Genomic DNA, 19,929 nt, shown 5'->3' with positions numbered 1-19,929 from the left:
TCTGATTCGACCGTAGGAGCACGCGCTGCGCTCAATGGAAAAGAGCCGCAGTCCGGCGGCTCTTTTCTTCTTCAGATCGGCCCGAGGCGCCGTTCTGTTACAGCACCTTGGCGATGGACTCGCAGACGTAGTCGATGTTCCGCGAATTGAGCGCCGCCACGCACATGCGGCCACTGTCGGTGCCGTAAACGCCGAATTCCTCACGCAGCCGGACCATCTGGTCCTTGCTGAGGCCCGAGTAGCTGAACATGCCGATCTGCTCGGTGATGAAGGTCATGTCCTGCTTGACGCCGGCGGCCTTGAGCTTTTCCACCAGGGCCAGGCGCATCTGCTTGATGCGAAGCCGCATCTCGCCGAGTTCGCGCTCCCACAGGGCGCGCAGCTCGGGCGTGGTGAGCACCATGGTGACCACGGTGGCGCCATGGATGGGCGGGTTGCTGTAGTTGGTGCGGATGGCGATCTTCAGCTGCGAGAGCACGCGCGCCGCCTCGTCCTTGCCCTGGCACAGGACCGACAGCGCGCCCACGCGCTCGCCGTAGAGGCTGAAGCTCTTGGAAAACGAGGTGGCCACCAGGAAGGTGAGGCCGGAAGCCACGAACTTGCCCACCACGGCGCCGTCCTCCTCGATGCCGTGGCCGAAGCCCTGGTAGGCCATGTCCAGGAAGGGCACCAGCTTGCGCGACTGACAGGCCGCGACGACTTCGTCCCACTGGGCCGGGGTGATGTCGTAGCCCGTGGGGTTGTGGCAGCAGGCGTGCAACACCACCACCGTGCCTTCGGGCGCGCCGCGCAGCGCGGCCAGCATGCCTTCGAAGTTGATGCCGCGCAGCTGTGCGTCGTAGTAGGGGTAGGTCTCCACCGGGAAGCCGGCCTGGCTGAACAGGGCGCGGTGGTTCTCCCAGCTGGGGTCGCTGATCAGGACCTTGGCCGAGGGATTGATCTTCTTGAGGAAGTCGGCCCCCACCTTCAGGCCACCGGTGCCGCCCAGGGTCTGCACGGTGGCGACGCGGCCTTCCTTCACGGCCGGGCTGGCTTCGCCGAAGACCAGGTTCTGCACGGCGCGGTCATAGGCGGCGATGCCGTCGATGGGCAGGTAGCCGCGCGGCTTGGGGCTGCTCATCATCTGCTGCTCGGCCTTGAGCACGCATTCGAGCAGGGGCAGCTTGCCCTGGTCGTCGTAATACACGCCCACGCCGAGGTTGACCTTGTTCAGGTTGGTGTCGGCGTTGAACTGCTCGTTGAGGCCGAGGATGGGGTCGCGCGGTGCCAGTTCGACGGCGGAAAACAGAGACATGGAAATCCTTTGGGAAGGTGGGTGCGTGAGGTCCGGGCCGGGTCCCGGAGGGCCGGGATGCGCTACGCTTTCCGGCTGCCCGCGATTTTATGCGGGCCACTAGGTCGAACTTCTCACCCGCCCCGATGCCCGAAACCCTCGAAGAAGTGCCCGCCGGCGAGCGCGCGGGCGAGTTCGTTCGCTACCCCGGTTCCCCCTTCGAGCTGTTCCAGCCCTACCCCCCGGCGGGCGACCAGCCCCAGGCCATCGAGAAGCTGGTGGAAGGGGTGCAGGACGGCGAGGTGTACCAGACGCTGCTGGGGGTGACCGGCTCGGGCAAGACCTTCACCATGGCCAACGTCATCGCGCGCCTGGGCCGCCCGGCCATCGTGTTCGCGCCCAACAAGACCCTGGCCGCGCAGCTTTACAGCGAATTCCGCGAGTTCTTCCCCAAGAACGCCGTGGAGTATTTCGTGAGCTACTACGACTACTACCAGCCGGAGGCCTACGTCCCGCAGCGGGACCTGTTCATCGAGAAGGACAGCTCGATCAACGAGCACATCGAGCAGATGCGCCTGTCGGCCACCAAGAGCGTGCTGGAGCGGCGCGACACGGTGATCGTGGCCACGGTGAGCGCGATCTACGGCATCGGCGCGCCGGAGGACTACACGCAGATGCGCTTCATCACGCGCGTGGGCGACAAGATCGGCCAGCGCGACGTGATCGCGCAGCTCATTCGCATGCAGTACACGCGCAACGAGCACGACTTCTCCCGGGGGACGTTCCGCGTGCGCGGCGACACCATCGACGTGTTCCCGGCCGAACACAGCGAGCTGGCCATCCGCCTGGAGCTGTTCGACGACGAGATCGAGTCGCTGCAGCTGTTCGACCCGCTCACCGGGCGCATCCGCCAGAAGGTGCCGCGTTTCACCATCTACCCCTCCAGCCACTACGTCACCCCGCGCGAGAAGGTGCTGTCGGCGGTGGAGTCCATCAAGCTGGAACTCTCCGAACGCCTCAAGGAGCTGGTGGCCGCCGGCAAGCTGGTGGAGGCCCAGCGGCTGGAGCAGCGCACGCGCTTCGACCTGGAGATGCTCAGCGAGGTGGGCCACTGCAAGGGCATCGAGAACTACACGCGCCACCTCTCGGGGGCGCCGCCGGGCGCGCCGCCCTCCACGCTGACTGACTACCTGCCCAAGGACTCGCTCATGTTCCTGGACGAGAGCCACCAGATGATCGGCCAGCTCTCGGCCATGTACAACGGCGACCGCGCGCGCAAGACCACGCTGGTGGAGTTCGGCTTCCGCCTGCCCTCGGCGCTCGACAACCGGCCGCTGAAGTTCGAGGAGTTCGAGACCCGCATGCGGCAGGTGATCTTCGTCTCGGCCACGCCGGCCGATTACGAGAAGACGCATGCCGGCCAGGTGGTCGAGCAGCTGGTGCGTCCCACCGGCCTCATCGACCCCGAGGTGGAGGTGCGCCCCGCCACGCGGCAGGTGGACGACGTGCTGCAGGAGATCCGCATCCGGGTGGAGAAGAACGAGCGCGTGCTGATCACCACCCTGACCAAGCGCATGGCCGAACAGCTCACGGACTACCTGGGCGACAACGGCGTGAAGGTGCGCTACCTGCACAGCGACGTGGACACCGTCGAGCGCGTGGAGATCCTGCGCGACCTGCGCCTGGGCACCTTCGACGTGCTGGTGGGCATCAACCTGCTGCGCGAAGGCCTGGACATCCCCGAGGTCTCTCTGGTCGCCATCCTGGACGCCGACAAGGAAGGGTTCCTGCGCGCCGAGCGCAGCCTGATCCAGACCATCGGCCGCGCGGCACGCAACCTGCACGGCAAGGCCATCCTCTACGCTGACGTCATCACCGAGTCCATGCGCAAGGCCATCGGCGAGACCGAGCGCCGGCGCGCGCGCCAGATCATGCACAACGAGGCCCACGGCATCACGCCGCGCAGCATCGTCAAGCAGGTGCGCGACCTGATCGATGGCGTCTACAGCGAGAAGGCGGGCAAGGAAGCCGAAAAGCAGGAGCTGCAGCGCGCCCTGGCCCAGGACATGTCCGAGAAGGACGTGGCCAAGGAGATCAAGCGGCTGGAAAAGCAGATGCTGGAACACGCCCGCAACCTGGAATTCGAGAAGGCCGCGCGCGTGCGCGACCAGCTGGCGCTGCTGCGCGAGCAGGCCTTCGGCGGGCCGGGGCACGACAACGTGGTGGTGCTGGGCTGGCCTTGAGCGTCTGCTTAGCCGTTCAGAACTACCCCTGTCATTTTTGCCGTCTTGATATAGCAGCAAAGTAAACAATCCACCTCCTAATAAGGAGGAAGGGATGCGTTTACTCGTTGCGCTGCTCGCGCTGCTCCTTGCATGCCTCACGGCAACGGCGCAAACAGCCGACCCGCGATTCGGCGGTCCCGCTCCGCGGCCTTCGTGCTCGGTCGCCGGCTGGCCGCAGTGCATCGCAGCCCGGTGGGTGCAGGGCGCGCAGGCAGCCGTGCAGGCCCATTGCGAGCAGTTCGCCGCGGCTCACGTGGCCGGTGGAGGCATCGTGTTCTGCGGGCAGGTCGGCTCCACCTCGACCACCTGCGAACTCGCCAATCCCGCCATCCCCGCCGGCTATGAGGGCGGACAGTGGGCCAGCACTCAGGTGGTCATGGGCGGGCGCGACGTGGAGCCCTTCAACTTCGGGCAGGGACCGGTCTGGCGCACCTGGGGTCCGTCCACCTACGCGGGCCCGACCTGCGCCTGTCCGGCCAACGCCCTCATCACGCCGGACGCGAGCTGCGCCTGCCCGGCCCGGATGCGGTGGGATGCGAACGCTGCCGCCTGCGTGCCCGGACCGCCCACGCCTTTGCGCATCCAGCTCACCGGACGGAGCCGCACCCGTGCCTTGCCGGCTGGCCCGGTCCTGCCGCTGGCGGCCGTCGTCACCAAAGGCGAGTCGCCTGCTGCAGGGATTGCAGTCACGATCAGCCAGGACGGCCATACGGTGCTCAGCGGCAGCACCGACGCGGCCGGCCAGCTGCCTTTCACATGGGTGCCGCCGCAGCTGGCAGCCGGACAGGTCCGGCTCACGGCCGCCTGCTCCAACTGCGAGAACACCGACACCAAGACGCTGGTGGCCGACCCCGTCCAGACCTGCGACGCCTCCTACGGCAACCCCATCCAGCCGGCCAGTGGACAGAAGCTGCAGGACGAGCGGGATTGGGAGGACCAGGCACCGCATGCGCTCACCTGGGGGCGCCACTACCGCAGCCAAGGCAATGTCCCGGCAGGCCTTGGCGCGGGCTGGAGCCACCGCTACGCAGGACGCCTGCGTGCCGACGGTGAGTCACTGCGCATCGTGGAGCTGGGCGAGGGCACGCAGGTGCGCTTCGAAGCCGGCCAGGCGGGCTGGCTCCCGGACAACCGGCGCGATGCGCTCTTCCCCGTGGACACCGGCTGGGTCTATCAGCGTGCCGCCGACGACTCGCAATTCTTCTTCACGGCCGAAGGCCAGCTCACCCGCATTCGACAGCGCAACGGCTGGACGGCGCAGCTGGCCTACGACGCCGCGGGGCAACTGATCTCCGTCACCAACGCCTTCGGCCGGCGGCTCAGCCTGGGCTACAGCGCTGGCCTGCTTACGCAGGTCCATCTCCCGGACGGAGGCCGCGTCGACTACGGCTACGACGGCGCCGCCCGCCTTGCGTGGGCACGCTGGCCGAATGCGGCCGTGCGCCAGTACCTGTACGAGGACCCGCGCTGGCCGCAGGCGCTCACCGGCATCGTCGACGAAGCCGGCGTGCGCAGCGCTACCTACGCCTACGACGCGCAGGGCCGGGCCGTGGCCACGCAGACCGAAGCGGGCACCTATGGCGTGCAGTTCTCCGGCGGAGTGTCTGGCACGGGCAGCGTGGTGATGGGCCGCAGCATCGACCCCGCGCTGTACCGGCTCGACGCCTGGCTCACCGACCCGCAGGGCACCCGGCGCCAACTCACCTGGACCGGTGGCGACGGACAGGTGCGTAGGGCCGGCACGAGCGAAGCGCTGCCTGGAGAACCCGCGGCCCAGCGCCAATTCGACATGGCCGGTCTGCCGGTGCTGGAGCGTGACTTCCTGGGCGTGGACACCACAACGCAGTGGGACCCGCGGCGTCGCCTGCCGCTGGCCGTCACCCGCGCCGCGGGCCTGCCCGAAGCGCAGACCGTGCAGACGCAGTGGCACGCGCAGTGGCGGCTGCCCGTGCTGGTCACCGAGTCGGGCCGCAGCACGGCCTACGAGTACGACGCGGGCGGGCACCTCATTGCCCGCACCGCGACCGATCTGGCCACCGGCGAGCAACGCCGCGAAACCTGGACCTACAACGCCCAGGGCCTCATGGCCACGGCCACCGACGCGCGCGGCGCACATTGGCGCTTCGCCTATGACGACGCCGGCATGCTGGTCGCCCGCATCGATCCGATGGGACAGCGCACCGACTACACCTACGACGGCGCGGGCCGTGTGCTGCGAATGACCGAGCCCGGCGGACTCCAAACCGACTACCGCTACGACCCGCGCGGACGGCTGCTGACCCACACGCGCGGCGGCGAAACCACCGCCTATGCCTGGCACCCGACGGGCGCCCTGGCCTCGCTCACCCTGCCCAGCGGCCAGGTGCTGCGCTATACCTACGACAGCGCAGCGCGCCTCGTTCGGATCGAGGACAACCGTGGGGCGGTGGTCCGCTATGGCTACGACGCGCAGGGCGCAGCCATGCAGGAGGAGGTGCTGGGGGCAGGCGGCGAACTCGCGCAGCGCACGCGCACGGTCTTCGACCGGCTGGGGCTGGTCGCCGGCATCCAGGATGGAACAGGCGCCTGGACCCGGCGCACCTACGACGCCAAGGGCCAACTCAGCGCCGAGACCGACCCGCTGAACCAGAGCACGCGCTGGACGCTCGACAGCCTAGGTCGCCCGATTCGCACCACCTTCGCCGACGGCTTCTCCGCCCTCATGCATTGGGATGCGCAGGATGCGCTGGCCCAGGTGACCGACCCCATCGGCGTGGCCACCACCTACACCCGCAGCGCCTTCGGCGACATCACCGCCGAGACCAGTCCCGACAGCGGCACGGTGCGCTACGGCCTGGATGCCGGTGGTGAGGTGATCCGCATCGAGAACGCACGCGACCAGGTGACCGACATCGAACGCGAAGCCTTGGGGCGCCTGCAGCAGGTTCGCTTTGCCGATGGCACCGAGCAGCACTGGAGCTACGACCCCAGCGGCCGCGTGAGCCGCATCGATGATTCGTCGGGCAGCACCTCCTTCCAGCGCGACGCGCTGGGCCGCATCACGCAGCGCACCCAGACCGTCAACGACAACCCCCGCGCGCCCAGCCGCTTCAGCGTCGGGCAGGGCTGGGAGGCCGGCGAGCTCGCGCGCATCCGCTATCCCAGTGGCCTGCGCGTTTTCTACCAGCGGCAGGCGGGCCGCATCGTCGGCATCGACGTGCAGCTGCCGGCGCGCGGTGCGCCACGCCAGCCCTGGATCACCGACATCCGCTACACCGGCCTGGGCCAGCCCAGTGGCTGGCAGTGGCGCTCGGGCGCGCGGGCCCAGCGCAGCTTCGATGCGGCCGGGCGCATCACGGCCACCGAGTTCGCGCAGTTCACCCATGATGCAGCCGGCCGCATCGCGGCCATCGACCAGACTCTCTGGGCCCGCGGCCCCCGGCGCCAGCACATCGCTGCCGTGCTGCGCTTGCGGGCCGGCCACGACGTGCGCAACCGCCTCACGCGCTTCGCCCGAGAGGGTGCCGAAGTTCTCTACACCTACGACCCGAACGGCAACCGCCTCAGCGTCGTGGACCAGCGCAGCGCCGAGGCCGACCTGCAGGGGCAGGGCGGCACGCGCGAGCAGCGCCTGACCATCGCGCCGGGCAGCAATCGCCTGGTGGGCATCACCAGCAGCGCCAGCGACGGCATCACCGACGCGGTCACCTGGACCCTGGACGCGCAAGGCGCGCTGGTGGACGACGGCCAGCGCCGCTACGGCTACGACGTCGCCGGCCGCCTCGCCACCGTGCGCTGGGGAGCGCCGGGGCGGCAGATGCAGGTCCATCACCTGCACAACGCGCTGGGCCAGCGCGTCTTTCGTTCCGAGCCCGAGCCCGAGCAACGACAAGCGGCTGCGCCGCGAGGCGGCGGCCTGATCGCTTGGCTACGTGCGCTGCTGCAAGCCTTTGTCCCGGTGCACCTGGGCACGGCCTACATCTACGGCGACGGCGAAGGCCCAATTCCCGCCTGGGCGCTGCTGGGCGAGTACGACAACGGCAGCGCCGCCGGCCGCGGCCGCACGGAGTACCTGTGGTTGCCGCTGGAGGATGGCTCTGCGATTCCCGTCGGCCTGTTCCGCGACGCTCGGCTCTACGCCATCCACACCGACCACCTGGGCACGCCGCGGCTGGTTACCGATGAGGAGGGGCAGGCGGTGTGGCAGTGGCCGTACTCGGGCTTCGGTGACAACGCGCCTACGGGGGTGCTGCGGGCGGTTGGGCGAGCGGACGGTGACACGTCAAATCAGCCGCTGTCGCTACGTAGCACCTCGGCGGCGCTGGAGCTGAACCTGAGGTTTCCAGGGCAGTATGCGGATGGGGATACAGGGTTGAGCCAGAACTACTTTCGGTTCTACAGTGCGGAGCAGGGGAGGTATTTGTCGAGCGATCCGGTTGGAATGGCCGGAGGTATGAATAGATTCACCTATGTGGAGGGGAATCCAACAAGTCGAGTCGATCCATTAGGACTCGAGTGTTGGACTGTTGGCTTCTTCCCGGGTGTAGGGGGGCAAATTACGTTCGGCCAGAATCCTAACGGTTCAGGGTTCACCTCACTTCAGTTCGGCTGGGGCCTCGGCGGCGGCTTCACCTACAACCCGCTTGGCAAGCAGCCTGGATACGATGAGTGTCAGGGTGCTTCGTGGGGAATGGGAGCCGGTATCTACGCCCAAGCTTCATTCAGAGCCGGGCCCGTAGGTGCAAGCGCCGGTGCGAACCTAGGGCGGAACTTTAGAGCGACTGGCTCGGAGCTCTACCGCGGCATCCCGACAAGCGCTGGGATGAAAGACAGGATGTCTGGGCTTAACGCAAGTATGTCTGGTGGTGGGCAGATGACTTTATTCGGTGGCGGCACCGCCAGAGGGGCATGCACATGTGGACGCTGAGCAAGCCGAAGGTCAGGCACCTGCTGGCACTGGTGATATTCGTGCCGCTGCTGCTGCTGACACTTTATTTCGTCACCATTAATAGTGATGACTACGAAGAGGCCCTTCGGTTCGTTTCAGAGGATGCGCGAGTGGCTAATTCGATTGGGCGTGTCAGCAGAGCTGACTTCAAGTTCTGGAGCGGCTTTGATTCAGGCGGCGGAATCGCACACTATTCCTTTGAAGCCGCAACCGAAACCGGTGTCTTCGGGATTAAGGTTAGATTGAAGAAAATTTCTGGAAGTTGGCGAGTCGAAGCAGCAGACATTCATGCGCGCGACGGCACAGTAAAGCGCATCGCGGTGATTTGACGCTTCACCTATGTGGAGGGGAATTCGGTGTAGCGAGGCCTACGATTACGGCGCTTGCTGCCGGTGGTAGTCGAATTGCATATGCTGGCTTGGTAAAAGCTGGCTCTCTGCTTGCCTCATCGGGGGCACAGGCAAGCGCGTTCAGGTCTACTTCGAAAACAGCGTTCCATGGTGGGTTTGGGTGCAACTGGCGCCAGCCGAACTTGGCAGGCAAGACGGACGCGCAGCTACGCACTTCTGCTGGAAAGGCGTTTTTGGCGTGAACGCGTATGGTGCTGGTCTAGGTATTGCCGGAGGCATAGGCGCAGCGCAGTGTGGATGTTCTCGATGAAAACGACTCAGACGTTCAAGCCTAAGCTGCTTGCAGAAATGCTAGCGGTCTGTGCAGCACTCGCAAGCTTGGGGGCTTGGCTGACCGGATTGAGCTTCTGGATTCTTCGGTGCCATTTTGGTTGGAGCTGTTCTGGTGGATGGGTTGATTGCCACATGGGAGGAAGGGACGTCCTCGCTGCAAGAATCCGATAAGCAGCCGGATTAGAGCCCTTCGCGTGAGCGAAGCGGGCCGTGCAGTGGGCGCGCTGTTCAGTCTCTGCAGGCGCCAGCTGCGTATGGGCGGTGGCGTGCACGCTCGGTAAGCGATGATCCCTGTACCGCCGGGCAGGCGTACACTGATCCCAGCCTCCGCCGCCCGCTGCACCGCAGCAAATGAAGTGGGGGCAAGGAGACGAGGTTTGAAGAGAACCGACATCGCCAACCCGGGGTACTTCCACCAGGTCGTGGACTGCCAGTACGCCTGCCCCGCCCACACCCCCGTTCCCGAATACATCCGCCTGATCGCGCAGGGCCGCTACGGCGATGCCTACATGGTCAACTGGGCGTCGAACGTGTTCCCCGGCATCCTGGGGCGCACCTGCGATCGGCCCTGCGAGCCCGCCTGCCGGCGTTCGCGCGTGGAGGAGGCGCAGGCCGACAAGCCCGAGCCGGTCGCCATCTGCCGGCTCAAGCGCGTGGCGGCCGACTTCAAGGAGGACGTGCGGCACCGCATGCCCCGGCCCGGGCCGCGCAACGGCAAGCGCATCGCCTGCGTGGGCGCGGGGCCGGCATCGCTCACCGTCGCACGCGACCTCGCGCCGCTGGGTTATGAAGTCACGGTGTTCGACGGCGAAGCGCGGCCGGGCGGCTTCATCCGCACGCAGATCCCGCGCTTTCGCCTGCCCGAAAGCGTCATCGACGAGGAGTGCGGCTACATCCTCGACCTCGGCGTGGAGTTCGTCGCGGGGCGGCGCATCGAGTCGATGAAGGCGTTGCTGGAAGGCGGCTGGGACGCCGTCTTCGTGGGCAGCGGCGCACCGCGCGGGCGCGACCTTCAACTGCCGGGACGTGAGGAGGCCGCGGGGCAGATCCACATCGGCATCGACTGGCTGGCCTCGGTCTCATTCGGCCACGTGAGCCGCATCGGCGCGCGCGTGATCGTCCTGGGCGGCGGCAACACCGCCATGGACTGCTGCCGCTCGGCACGCCGGCTCGGCGCCGGCGACGTGAAGGTCATCGTGCGCAGCGGCTTCGAAGAGATGAAGGCCTCGCCCTGGGAAAAGGAAGACGCGCTGCACGAGGGCATCCCCATCATCAACTACCACGTGCCCACCGCCTTCGTCCACGAGGGCGGGCGGCTGGTGGGCATGCGCTTCGAAATCGTGCGGGCCGTGTACGACGAGCGGGGCCGCCGCTCGCTGGTGCCCACGGGCGAGCCGGAGGCCTTCTTCGAATGCGACGAGGTGCTGGTGGCCGTGGGCCAGGAGAACGCCTTCCCCTGGATCGAGCGCGACGCCGGCATCGCCTTCGACGCGCACGGCCTGCCGGTGCTCGGGGCGGACAGCTTCCAGTCCACGTTGCCGCAAGTCTTCTTCGGCGGCGACGCGGCCTTCGGGCCCAAGAACATCATCACGGCGGTCGCCCACGGGCACGAGGCGGCGGTGTCCATCGACCGCTTCCTGCACGGGCTGGACGTGGCCGAGCGGCCGGCGCCACAGACCAACCTGGTGTCGCAGAAGATGGGCATCCACGAGTGGAGCTACGACAACGACACCTCGCTGGAGGCGCGCTTTCGCGTGCCCTGGGCCAAGGCCGAGATCGCGCTGGCCAGCATCAAGGTGGAAGTGGAGCTGGGCTTCGATGCCGCCACCGCATTCCGCGAGGCGCAGCGCTGCCTGAACTGCGACGTTCAGACGGTCTTCACCGACTCGGCCTGCATCGAATGCGACGCCTGCGTGGACATCTGCCCCATGGACTGCATCACCTTCACCCAGGACGGCGAGGAGTCCGAGCTGCGCGGCCGCCTGAAGGCGCCCGCGCGCAACCCCACGCAGCCGCTCTATGCCTCCGGGCCGCTCAAGACCGGCCGCATCATGGTCAAGGACGAAGACGTCTGCCTGCACTGCGGCCTGTGCGCCGAGCGCTGCCCCACCGGCGCCTGGGACATGCAGAAGTTCCTGCTGGAGACCACCAAGGCGGGGCCGGCCTGTCGCGGCGGCCAGGCCGCGCGGGCAGGGGAGGCGGTGGCATGAACCGCATCGAGGCCGTCAACGACTTCGTCATCAAGTTCGCCAACGTCAACGGCTCCGGGTCCGCCTCCGCCAACGAGCTGTTCGCCAAGGCCATCCTGCGCATGGGCGTGCCGGTGAGCCCGCGCAACATCTTCCCCAGCAACATCCAGGGCCTGCCCACCTGGTACGAGGTGCGCGTGAGCGAGGCCGGCTGGCTGGGGCGGCGGGGCGGAGTGGACATGATGGTGGCCATGAACCCGCAGACCTGGGACGCGGACGTGGCCGAACTCTCGCCCGGCGGGTACCTCTTCTACGACAGCACGCGGCCGCTGCCGGCGGCGAAGTTCCGGCCCGATGTCCACGTGATCGGCATGCCGCTCACGGAGATCTGCAATGCGGTGTACAGCGATCCACGCCAGCGCCAGCTGTTCAAGAACATCGTGTACGTGGGCGCGCTGTCGGTGCTGCTGGACATCGATGCCGAGGTGATCGAGAAACTCCTGGCCGAGCAGTACCGCGGCAAGGAGAAGTTGCTGGCCTCCAACGTGCGCGCCCTGCACCTGGGCCGCGACTTCGCGCGCGAGCACCTGCAGCCGGTGGGCCTGCGCGTGCGCCGCGCCGACGCGGTGGGCGGGCGCATCTTCATCGACGGCAACAGCGCCGCGGCCCTGGGTTGCGTGTGGGGCGGCGCCACGGTGGCGGCCTGGTACCCGATCACGCCCTCGTCCTCGGTGGCCGAGGCCTTCCAGAAGTACTGCGCGAAGTACCGCGTCGATCCCGCGACGGGCGAGCAGCGCTACGCCATCGTGCAGGCCGAGGACGAGATCGCCTCCATCGGCATGGTGGTGGGCGCCGGCTGGAACGGCGCGCGCGCCTTCACCGCCACCTCGGGTCCGGGCATTTCGCTCATGACGGAATTCATCGGCCTGGCGTACTTCGCGGAAATTCCGGTCACCATCATCGACGTGCAGCGCGGCGGTCCTTCCACGGGCATGCCCACGCGCACGCAGCAGGCCGACCTGCTCGCCTGTGCCTACGCCTCGCACGGCGACACGCGGCACGTGCTGCTGCTGCCGCAGGACCCGCACGAGTGCTTCGAGCACGCGGCCTGCGCGCTGGACCTGGCGGATCGGCTGCAGACCCCGGTCTTCGTCATGAGCGACCTGGACATCGGCATGAACCAGCGCCTGTGCGAACCCTTCCAGTGGGCGCCGGGCCGCGCCTACGACCGCGGCAAGGTCATGAGCGCCGAGCAGCTGGAGGCCGGCGCCGAGTTCGCCCGCTACAAGGACGTGGACGGCGACGGCATCCCCTGGCGAACGCTTCCGGGCACGCACCCCACGCGCGGCAGCTTCTTCACCCGCGGCACCACGCGCGACCCGCAGGCGCGCTACTCGGAGCGCGGCGCCGACTACGTCTACAACGTCGAGCGGCTGCAGCGCAAGCTGCGCACCGCCGCCGACCTGGTGCCCCAGCCCGTGCTGCGCCGCGCGGCCGAGCCGACGCGCCTGGGCGTCATCTACTTCGGCTCGACCAGCCCCGCGATGGACGAGGCGCTGGCGGCCTTGCCGGGGCAGGGCATCCAGCTGGATGCGCTGCGCCTGCGGGCCTACCCGTTCGCGGACAGCGTGTCGCGCTTCATCGCCGAGCACGAGCGCGTGTTCGTGGTCGAGCAGAACCGCGACGCGCAGATGCGCAGCCTGCTGGTCAACGAGCTGGAGGTGGACCCCAGGCGGCTGATCAAGGTGCTGCACTTCGACGGCACGCCCATCACCGCCCGCTTCATCATCAGCGCCATCGCGCAGCACGCCTGCACCTTGCCGCACCTGGGCCGACGCGTGCCCGACGCGCCCGCCGACGCCGAACCGGAGCAAGCCGCATGACCTGGATCGCCAAGCCGCCGCTGCACCACCCCGAGCTGCGCAGGAACCGCGTGGGCTACACGCGGCGCGACTACGAGGGCAAGGTCTCCACCCTGTGCGCCGGCTGCGGGCACGATTCCATCTCGGCGGCCATCATCCAGGCCTGCTGGGAGCTGGACATCGAGCCCCACCGCGTGGCCAAGCTCTCCGGCATCGGCTGCAGCTCCAAGACGCCCGACTATTTCCTCGGCGCCTCGCACGGCTTCAACACCGTGCACGGGCGCATGCCCAGCGTGCTGACCGGCGCCAACCTCGCCAACCGCGAGCTGCTGTACCTGGGCGTCTCGGGCGACGGCGACTCCGCCTCCATCGGCCTGGGCCAGTTCGCCCATGCCATGCGGCGCGGGGTGCGCATGACCTACATCGTCGAGAACAACGGGGTCTATGGCCTCACCAAGGGCCAGTTCTCCGCCACCGCGGACACCGGCTCGCGCAGCAAGAAAGGCGTGGTCAACAGCGACAGCCCGGTGGACCTCGTCGGCATGGCCCTGCAGCTGGGCGCCACCTACGTGGCCCGCAGCTTCTCCGGCGACAAGGCGCAGCTCGTGCCCCTCATCAAGGGCGCCCTGCGGCACGGCGGCGCCGCCTTCGTGGACGTGGTGAGCCCCTGCGTGGCCTTCAACAACCACGAGGGCAGCACCAAGAGCTACGAGTACGTGCGCGAGCACAACGAGGCCGTGAGCCGCATCGACTTCATCGCCCCGGGCGCCGAGCTGGCGCCCCGCCCGGCAGCGGACGGCGCGCTGGACGTCCCCCAGGGGGATGGCACCGTCCTGCGCCTTCGCAGCGTCGCGCCAGGCTACGACCCCACGGACCGCCGGGCCGCCCTCGACCTGCTGCAGGAGCGCCATTCGCGCGGCGAACTCGCCACCGGGCTGCTGTACGTCCAGGCCGACCCGGAGGATTTGCACTCCGCCTTGAACACCACCCGCCGGCCGCTCAACGAACTCGGACTCGCCGAGCTGTGCCCGGGCACAGCTGCGCTTGAAGCGCTCAACGCCGGCCTGAAGTAAAGACCCTCCCCCTCTGGGGGGAGGGTAGGGTGGGGGCCGCGCGCGCCGACCAAGCCACTTCTCGCGCGGCCCCCATCCGGGCCTTCCCCCAGGGGGGGAAGGTGCCTCAGCCAAACGCCGAGGTGCTGCGGTCGATTCCTGACGGAACCACTTCGCGACTGGCCAGTCTACTTACCCGACAAGTCCGTTAGGTCTTGGTGTATACTTGACGGAAATTGTCAACAAAGCGTCAGCACGGCCTGGCCATCCGCGGCCGGAGCAATCGAACGAGGGGCGGCCACGTGCCGCGACAAGGGTGGAGACGGGCCTCGGCGGCAAGGTCGCAGGGGGTGATCAGAAGTTTGGCCAAGCACAAGGAGCTTGCGATGCGTCTCACAACCAAAGGCCGCTTTGCGGTCACCGCGATGATCGACCTGGCGCTGCGCCAGAACAATGGTCCCGTCACGCTGGCGGCCATCAGCCAGCGCCAGCAGATTTCCCTGTCCTACCTGGAGCAGCTGTTCGGCAAGCTGCGCCGCCACGAGCTGGTCGAGTCCACCCGCGGTCCCGGCGGCGGCTACACGCTGGGCCGCAAGGCCAGCGAGATCACCGTGGCCGACATCATCGTCTCCGTGGACGAGCCCATCGACGCCACGCAGTGCGCCGGCAAGGAAAACTGCACCGGCGACGGCGGTCGCTGCATGACCCACGAGCTGTGGTCGCAGCTGAACCAGCGCATGGTCGAGTTCCTGGACTCCGTGTCGCTGCAAAAGCTCGTGGACGAACAGCTCGCCAAGGGCGTGCAGGTCGAGGACAAGCCTTCGCCCAAGCGCGCGATCTCCAGCGCACCGGTCGTCAAGCCGATCCGCGTCAACGCACCCAACTCCGTTTTCGCCCTGGGCAGCGCCCTGGCCAAGGGCTGAACCCGCACCAGACAAGAAGCCACATGGACACGACGCCTCATTTCCCGATTTACATGGACTACGGTGCCACCACGCCGGTGGACCCGCGCGTGGTCGACGCCATGATCCCCTGGCTGCGTGAGCACTTCGGCAACCCGGCCTCGCGCAGCCACGCCTGGGGCTGGGAAGCGGAGCAGGCGGTGGAGAAGGCGCGGGGCGAGGTGGCCGAGCTGATCGGCGCCGATCCGCGCGAGATCGTCTGGACCTCCGGCGCCACCGAATCCGACAACCTGGCGATCAAGGGCGCGGCGCACTTCTACAAGACGCGCGGCAAGCACCTGGTGACTGTAAAGACCGAGCACAAGGCCGTGCTGGACACCATGCGCGAGCTGGAGCGCCAGGGCTTCGAGGTCACCTACCTGGACGTGCAGGAAGACGGCATGCTGGACCTGGAGGCCTTCAAGGCCGCCCTGCGCCCGGACACCATCCTGGCCAGCGTCATGTTCGTGAACAACGAGATCGGCGTCATCCAGGACATCGCCGCCATCGGCGCCATCTGCCGCGAGCGCGGCATCGTCTTCCACGTCGATGCGGCGCAGGCCACCGGCAAGGTCGAGATCGACCTCAAGACCCTGCCCGTGGACCTCATGAGCCTGGCCTCGCACAAGACCTACGGGCCCAAGGGCATCGGCGCGCTCTACGTGCGGCGCAAGCCCCGCGTGCGCCTGGAGGCGCAGATGCACGGCGGCGGCCACGAGCGCGGCATGCGCTCCGGAACGCTCCCCACGCACCAGATCGTCGGCATGGGCGAGGCCTTCCGCATCGCCCGCGAGGACATGGCCAAGGACCTGGCGCATGCTCGCGCGCTGCAGAAGCGCCTGCTGGACGGCCTCGGCGACATCGAGCAGGTCTTCGTCAATGGCAGCCTGGAGCACCGGGTGCCGCACAACCTGAACATGAGCTTCAACTTCGTGGAAGGCGAGTCGCTCATCATGGGGATCAAGGGGCTGGCCGTCTCGTCGGGCTCGGCCTGCACCTCGGCCTCGCTGGAGCCCAGCTACGTGCTGCGCGCCCTGGGCCGCAGCGACGAGCTCGCGCACAGCAGCCTTCGCATGACCATCGGCCGCTTCACGACCGAACAGGAGATCGACTACGCCGTCGACTCCATCCGACGCAACGTGAGCAAGCTGCGCGAACTCAGCCCGCTCTGGGAGATGTACCAGGACGGCATCGACATCAGCACCATCCAGTGGGCCGCCCACTGAGCCGGTGAAAGCAACAGGAGCAGAACATGGCTTATTCGGAAAAGGTCGTTGACCACTACGAGAACCCCCGCAACGTCGGGTCCTTCGAAAAAGGCGACGAGACCGTCGGCACCGGCATGGTGGGCGCCCCGGCCTGCGGCGACGTGATGAAGCTGCAGATCAAGGTGAACCCGTCCACCGGCGTCATCGAGGACGCGCGCTTCAAGACCTATGGCTGCGGCTCGGCCATCGCCTCCAGCTCGCTCGTGACCGAATGGGTCAAGGGCAAGACGCTGGACCAGGCGGCCGCCCTCAAGAACAGCCAGATCGCGGAGGAGCTGGCGCTGCCGCCGGTGAAGATCCACTGCTCGATCCTGGCCGAGGACGCCATCAAGGCGGCGGTCGAGGACTACAAGAAGAAGCACGCGCACTGATTCACGACATGGCCGTCACGCTGACCGATGCTGCCGCCAGGCACGTCAACCGATATCTTTCCAAGCGCGGCAAGGGCGTGGGCGTGCGCCTGGGCGTCAAGACCACGGGCTGTTCGGGCTTGGCCTACAAGCTCGAGTACGTGGACGACATCGCGCCCGAGGACGTGGTGTTCGACACCCAGGGCGTCAAGCTGCTGATCGACCCCAAGAGCCTTGCCTACATCGACGGGACGGAACTGGACTTCGTGCGCGAAGGCCTCAACGAGGGCTTTCGCTTCAACAACCCGAACGAACGCGACCGCTGCGGCTGCGGCGAATCCTTCCGCGTGTGAACCTTCAGGACGACGACTTCGCCCTGTTCGGGCTGCCGGCGCGTTTCCGCCAGGACCGCGCCGCCGTCGACGCGCGCTGGAAGGAACTGCAGCGGGAAGCCCACCCTGACCGCTTCGCCGCACAGGGCGCCGCCGCGCAGCGCGTGGCCATGCAGTGGTCGGTGCGCATCAACGAGGCCTACCAGCGCCTGAAGGACCCGCTGCGCCGCGCCGCCTACCTGTGCGAGCAGCGGGGCGCACCCATCCAGGCCGAGAGCAACACGGCCATGCCGCCGCAGTTCCTGGTGCAGCAGCTCCAGTGGCGCGAGGCCCTGGAAGAGGCCAGCAGCGCACAGGAGCTGGACGCGCTGGTCGAGACCCTGCAGGCCGCGCGTGCCCAGGCGCTGCAGGCGATCGAAGCCGCGCTGGACGAACAGGACGACGCCCAGGCCGCGGCACGGCAGGTGAGGGCGCTCATGTTCGTCGAGCGCTTTGCCCATGACGTCGAAGCGCGCTTGGACCAACTGGAACAATAGCCCGCATGGCTCTCCTGCAGATCTCCGAACCCGGCCAGGCGCCGGACCCGCACGCACGGCGCGTCGCCGTCGGCATCGACCTGGGTACCACGCACTCGCTGGTGGCCGCGGTGCGCCACGGCGTGGCCGAGTGCCTGCCCGATGCGCAGGGCCGCGTCATCCTTCCGTCGGTGGTCCGCTACCTCGAGAACGGTGGCCGCCAGATCGGCCACGACGCCGCGGATGCGCAGGCGACCGACCCGCACGACACCATCGCCTCCGTCAAGCGCTTCATGGGCCGTGGCCTGGCGGACATCGCCCATGCCGGCAAGCTGCCCTACCGCTTCGTGGACCAGCCGGGCATGGTGTCGGTGGAGACGCGCGCGGGCCGCAAGAGCCCGGTGGAGATCAGCGCGGAGATCCTCGCCACCCTGCGTTACCGCGCCGAGGACACCTTCGACGACGAGCTGTACGGCGCCGTCATCACCGTGCCGGCCTACTTCGACGATGCCCAGCGCCAGGCCACCAAGGACGCCGCGCAGCTGGCCGGCATCAACGTGCTGCGCCTGATCAACGAACCCACCGCCGCCGCCATCGCCTATGGCCTGGACAACGGCAGCGAGGGCGTCTATGCCGTGTACGACCTGGGCGGCGGCACCTTCGACATCTCCATCCTGCGCCTGTCGCGCGGCGTCTTCGAGGTCATTTCCACCGGCGGCGACTCCGCCCTGGGTGGCGACGACTACGACCGCGCGCTCGCCGAGGTCATGCTCGCCCGCGCAGGGCTGCAAGCCGCGTCCGCCGCCGACAAGGCCGGCATCAAGACGGCGGCCCGGAGGGCCAAGGAAGCCCTGTCCGAGGCGGATCAGGCCACCGTCACGGCGCGGCTGGGCGAACGCGAGGTGAGCTTCACCGTCACGCGCGCCGAGTTCGAGGCGGCCACGGCCGACCTCACCGCCCGCACCCTCGCCGCGGTGCGCAAGGCCCTGCGCGATGCGCGCCTGGCCAAGACCGACGTGAAGGGCGTGGTGCTCGTCGGCGGTTCCACCCGCATGCCGCAGGTCCGCCGCGCCGTCGGCGACTTCTTCGGCCAGGAGCCGCTGGTCAACCTCAACCCGGATGAAGTGGTGGCGCTGGGTGCGGCCATCCAGGCCAACCAGCTGGCGGGCAACGACGCGGCCGGTGACCTCCTGCTGCTGGACGTGATCCCGCTGTCCCTGGGCATCGAGACCATGGGCGGGCTGGTGGAGCGCATCGTCCACCGCAACGAAACCATTCCCACGGCCAAGGCCCAGGACTTCACCACCTACCGCGACGGCCAGACGGCCATGGCGCTGCACGTGGTGCAGGGCGAGCGCGACCTGGTGCAGGACTGCCGCAGCCTGGCGCGCTTCGAGCTGCGCGGCATCCCGCCCATGGCGGCGGGCGCGGCGCGCATCCGCGTCACCTTCACCGTCGATGCCGACGGGCTCCTGAGCGTGAGCGCGCGCGAGCAGACCAGCGGCGTGCAGGCGCACATCGACGTCAAACCCTCCTATGGCCTGGGCGACGACGAGATCGCCCGCATGCTCAAGGAGAGCTTCTCCACCGCCGAAGAAGACGTGCGCGCCCGCGCACTGGCCGAGGCGCGCGTCGATGCCGACCGCCTCCTCATGGCCACGCGCAGCGCCCTCGCCGTGGATGGCAACCTGATCGGCGCCGAGGAGCGCGCGCGCATCGAGGAGGCCATGGGCTACCTGGCGCACATCGCCGCCGAGGCGCAGGAGGCCGCCGCCATCGAGGCCGCCACGCAGGCCCTGGCCCAGGCCACCGAAAACTTCGCCGCCGAACGCATGAACCACAGCATCCAGCAGGCCCTGGCCGGCCGCAACGTGGAGTCCCTCTGATGCCGGTCATCAAGATCCTGCCGCACCCCGAGTACTGCCCGCAGGGCGCCGAGATCCAGGCGCCCACGGGCACCAGCATCTGCGAGGCGCTGCTGGACAACCACATCGAGATCGAGCACGCCTGCGACATGAGCTGTGCCTGCACCACCTGCCACGTCATCGTGCGCGAGGGCTTCAACTCCCTGGAGGCGATGGACGAATGCGAGGAAGACCTGCTCGATCGCGCCTGGGGCCTGGAGCCCAACTCGCGCCTTTCGTGCCAGGCCATCGTGGCGCAGAAGGACCTGGTGGTGGAAATTCCCAAGTACTCCATCAACCACGCGAAAGAGAAGCACTGAGGGTCGGGGGAGGAGCGGGCTAGCTCTA

At 68.1% G+C, this 19,929-nt stretch carries 14 protein-coding genes; 13 read left to right on the top strand and 1 reads right to left on the bottom strand.

Translation table 11 applies throughout. The features are described from left to right. Positions 1–97 precede the first annotated feature (97 nt). A complete protein-coding gene (locus tag EZ242_RS14515) occupies positions 98–1,294 on the bottom strand; it encodes an amino acid aminotransferase (RefSeq protein WP_135285878.1) in 1,197 nt (398 codons plus the stop codon). A gap of 125 nt (positions 1,295–1,419) precedes the next feature. On the opposite strand from EZ242_RS14515, the gene uvrB reads away from it, so the two are divergent. The 13 genes from uvrB (at position 1,420) to fdx (ending at position 19,901) form a co-directional block, all read left to right on the top strand. Next, positions 1,420–3,516, top strand: a complete 2,097-nt coding sequence (uvrB, locus tag EZ242_RS14510) for an excinuclease ABC subunit UvrB (protein ID WP_135285877.1) — start codon at positions 1,420–1,422, stop codon at positions 3,514–3,516. 94 nt (positions 3,517–3,610) lie between these two features. Further along, positions 3,611–8,464: an RHS repeat-associated core domain-containing protein gene (locus EZ242_RS14505; protein ID WP_135285876.1), complete on the top strand. Its 4,854-nt coding sequence runs from the start codon at positions 3,611–3,613 to the stop codon at positions 8,462–8,464. Then, entirely contained in the window at positions 8,452–8,814 is a 363-nt protein-coding gene (locus EZ242_RS14500) for a hypothetical protein (RefSeq protein WP_135285875.1), read from the top strand. Before EZ242_RS14505 ends, EZ242_RS14500 begins: the two co-directional genes overlap by 13 nt. Positions 8,815–9,545: 731 nt before the next feature. After that, positions 9,546–11,378: an FAD-dependent oxidoreductase gene (locus EZ242_RS14495; RefSeq protein ID WP_135285874.1), complete on the top strand. Its 1,833-nt coding sequence runs from the start codon at positions 9,546–9,548 to the stop codon at positions 11,376–11,378. Continuing rightward, positions 11,375–13,240 (top strand): 2-oxoacid:acceptor oxidoreductase subunit alpha, encoded by a 1,866-nt coding sequence (locus EZ242_RS14490; RefSeq protein WP_135285873.1) that lies wholly within the window; start codon positions 11,375–11,377, stop codon positions 13,238–13,240. The genes EZ242_RS14495 and EZ242_RS14490 overlap by 4 nt, the downstream gene beginning before the upstream one ends. Further along, complete coding sequence (locus EZ242_RS14485; RefSeq protein ID WP_135285872.1) at positions 13,237–14,292, top strand: 2-oxoacid:ferredoxin oxidoreductase subunit beta; 1,056 nt, start codon at positions 13,237–13,239, stop codon at positions 14,290–14,292. The genes EZ242_RS14490 and EZ242_RS14485 overlap by 4 nt, the downstream gene beginning before the upstream one ends. 365 nt (positions 14,293–14,657) lie before the next feature. Continuing rightward, on the top strand, positions 14,658–15,194 hold the full coding sequence (gene iscR, locus EZ242_RS14480) for a Fe-S cluster assembly transcriptional regulator IscR (RefSeq protein WP_135285871.1): 537 nt from the start codon (positions 14,658–14,660) through the stop codon (positions 15,192–15,194). A gap of 23 nt (positions 15,195–15,217) precedes the next feature. Beyond that, a complete protein-coding gene (locus EZ242_RS14475) occupies positions 15,218–16,438 on the top strand; it encodes an IscS subfamily cysteine desulfurase (RefSeq protein WP_135285870.1) in 1,221 nt (406 codons plus the stop codon). Positions 16,439–16,464: 26 nt separating this feature from the next. Continuing rightward, the gene (gene iscU / locus EZ242_RS14470; RefSeq protein ID WP_135285869.1) at positions 16,465–16,851 is read left to right on the top strand and encodes a Fe-S cluster assembly scaffold IscU; all 387 of its coding nucleotides are present in this window, start codon (positions 16,465–16,467) and stop codon (positions 16,849–16,851) included. An 8-nt stretch (positions 16,852–16,859) separates the two neighbouring features. Continuing rightward, a complete protein-coding gene (gene iscA / locus EZ242_RS14465; protein WP_135285868.1) occupies positions 16,860–17,183 on the top strand; it encodes an iron-sulfur cluster assembly protein IscA in 324 nt (107 codons plus the stop codon). After that, positions 17,180–17,698 (top strand): Fe-S protein assembly co-chaperone HscB, encoded by a 519-nt coding sequence (gene hscB, locus EZ242_RS14460; RefSeq protein WP_135285867.1) that lies wholly within the window; start codon positions 17,180–17,182, stop codon positions 17,696–17,698. The genes iscA and hscB overlap by 4 nt, the downstream gene beginning before the upstream one ends. A 5-nt stretch (positions 17,699–17,703) precedes the next feature. Continuing rightward, positions 17,704–19,563 (top strand): Fe-S protein assembly chaperone HscA, encoded by a 1,860-nt coding sequence (gene hscA, locus EZ242_RS14455; RefSeq protein WP_135285866.1) that lies wholly within the window; start codon positions 17,704–17,706, stop codon positions 19,561–19,563. After that, a complete protein-coding gene (gene fdx / locus EZ242_RS14450; RefSeq protein ID WP_135285865.1) occupies positions 19,563–19,901 on the top strand; it encodes an ISC system 2Fe-2S type ferredoxin in 339 nt (112 codons plus the stop codon). Before hscA ends, fdx begins: the two co-directional genes overlap by 1 nt. Positions 19,902–19,929: the final 28 nt, after the last annotated feature.

This window comes from Ramlibacter rhizophilus (genome assembly GCF_004681965.1).
Lineage (GTDB): Bacteria > Pseudomonadota > Gammaproteobacteria > Burkholderiales > Burkholderiaceae_C > Ramlibacter > Ramlibacter rhizophilus.
Note: the sequence above shows the minus strand (reverse complement) of the source record. Positions and strands in the feature narration are given on the sequence as shown.

Excerpts from the sequence above, each read along its gene's own strand:
- EZ242_RS14515 (WP_135285878.1), bottom strand. The coding sequence starts at position 1,294 with ATGTCTCTGTTTTCCGCCGTCGAACTGGCACCGCGCGACCCCATCCTC.
- uvrB (WP_135285877.1), top strand. The coding sequence starts at position 1,420 with ATGCCCGAAACCCTCGAAGAAGTGCCCGCCGGCGAGCGCGCGGGCGAG.
- EZ242_RS14505 (WP_135285876.1), top strand. The coding sequence starts at position 3,611 with ATGCGTTTACTCGTTGCGCTGCTCGCGCTGCTCCTTGCATGCCTCACG.
- EZ242_RS14500 (WP_135285875.1), top strand. The coding sequence starts at position 8,452 with ATGTGGACGCTGAGCAAGCCGAAGGTCAGGCACCTGCTGGCACTGGTG.
- EZ242_RS14490 (WP_135285873.1), top strand. The coding sequence starts at position 11,375 with ATGAACCGCATCGAGGCCGTCAACGACTTCGTCATCAAGTTCGCCAAC.
- EZ242_RS14485 (WP_135285872.1), top strand. The coding sequence starts at position 13,237 with ATGACCTGGATCGCCAAGCCGCCGCTGCACCACCCCGAGCTGCGCAGG.
- iscR (WP_135285871.1), top strand. The coding sequence starts at position 14,658 with ATGCGTCTCACAACCAAAGGCCGCTTTGCGGTCACCGCGATGATCGAC.
- EZ242_RS14475 (WP_135285870.1), top strand. The coding sequence starts at position 15,218 with ATGGACACGACGCCTCATTTCCCGATTTACATGGACTACGGTGCCACC.
- iscU (WP_135285869.1), top strand. The coding sequence starts at position 16,465 with ATGGCTTATTCGGAAAAGGTCGTTGACCACTACGAGAACCCCCGCAAC.
- iscA (WP_135285868.1), top strand. The coding sequence starts at position 16,860 with ATGGCCGTCACGCTGACCGATGCTGCCGCCAGGCACGTCAACCGATAT.
- hscA (WP_135285866.1), top strand. The coding sequence starts at position 17,704 with ATGGCTCTCCTGCAGATCTCCGAACCCGGCCAGGCGCCGGACCCGCAC.
- fdx (WP_135285865.1), top strand. The coding sequence starts at position 19,563 with ATGCCGGTCATCAAGATCCTGCCGCACCCCGAGTACTGCCCGCAGGGC.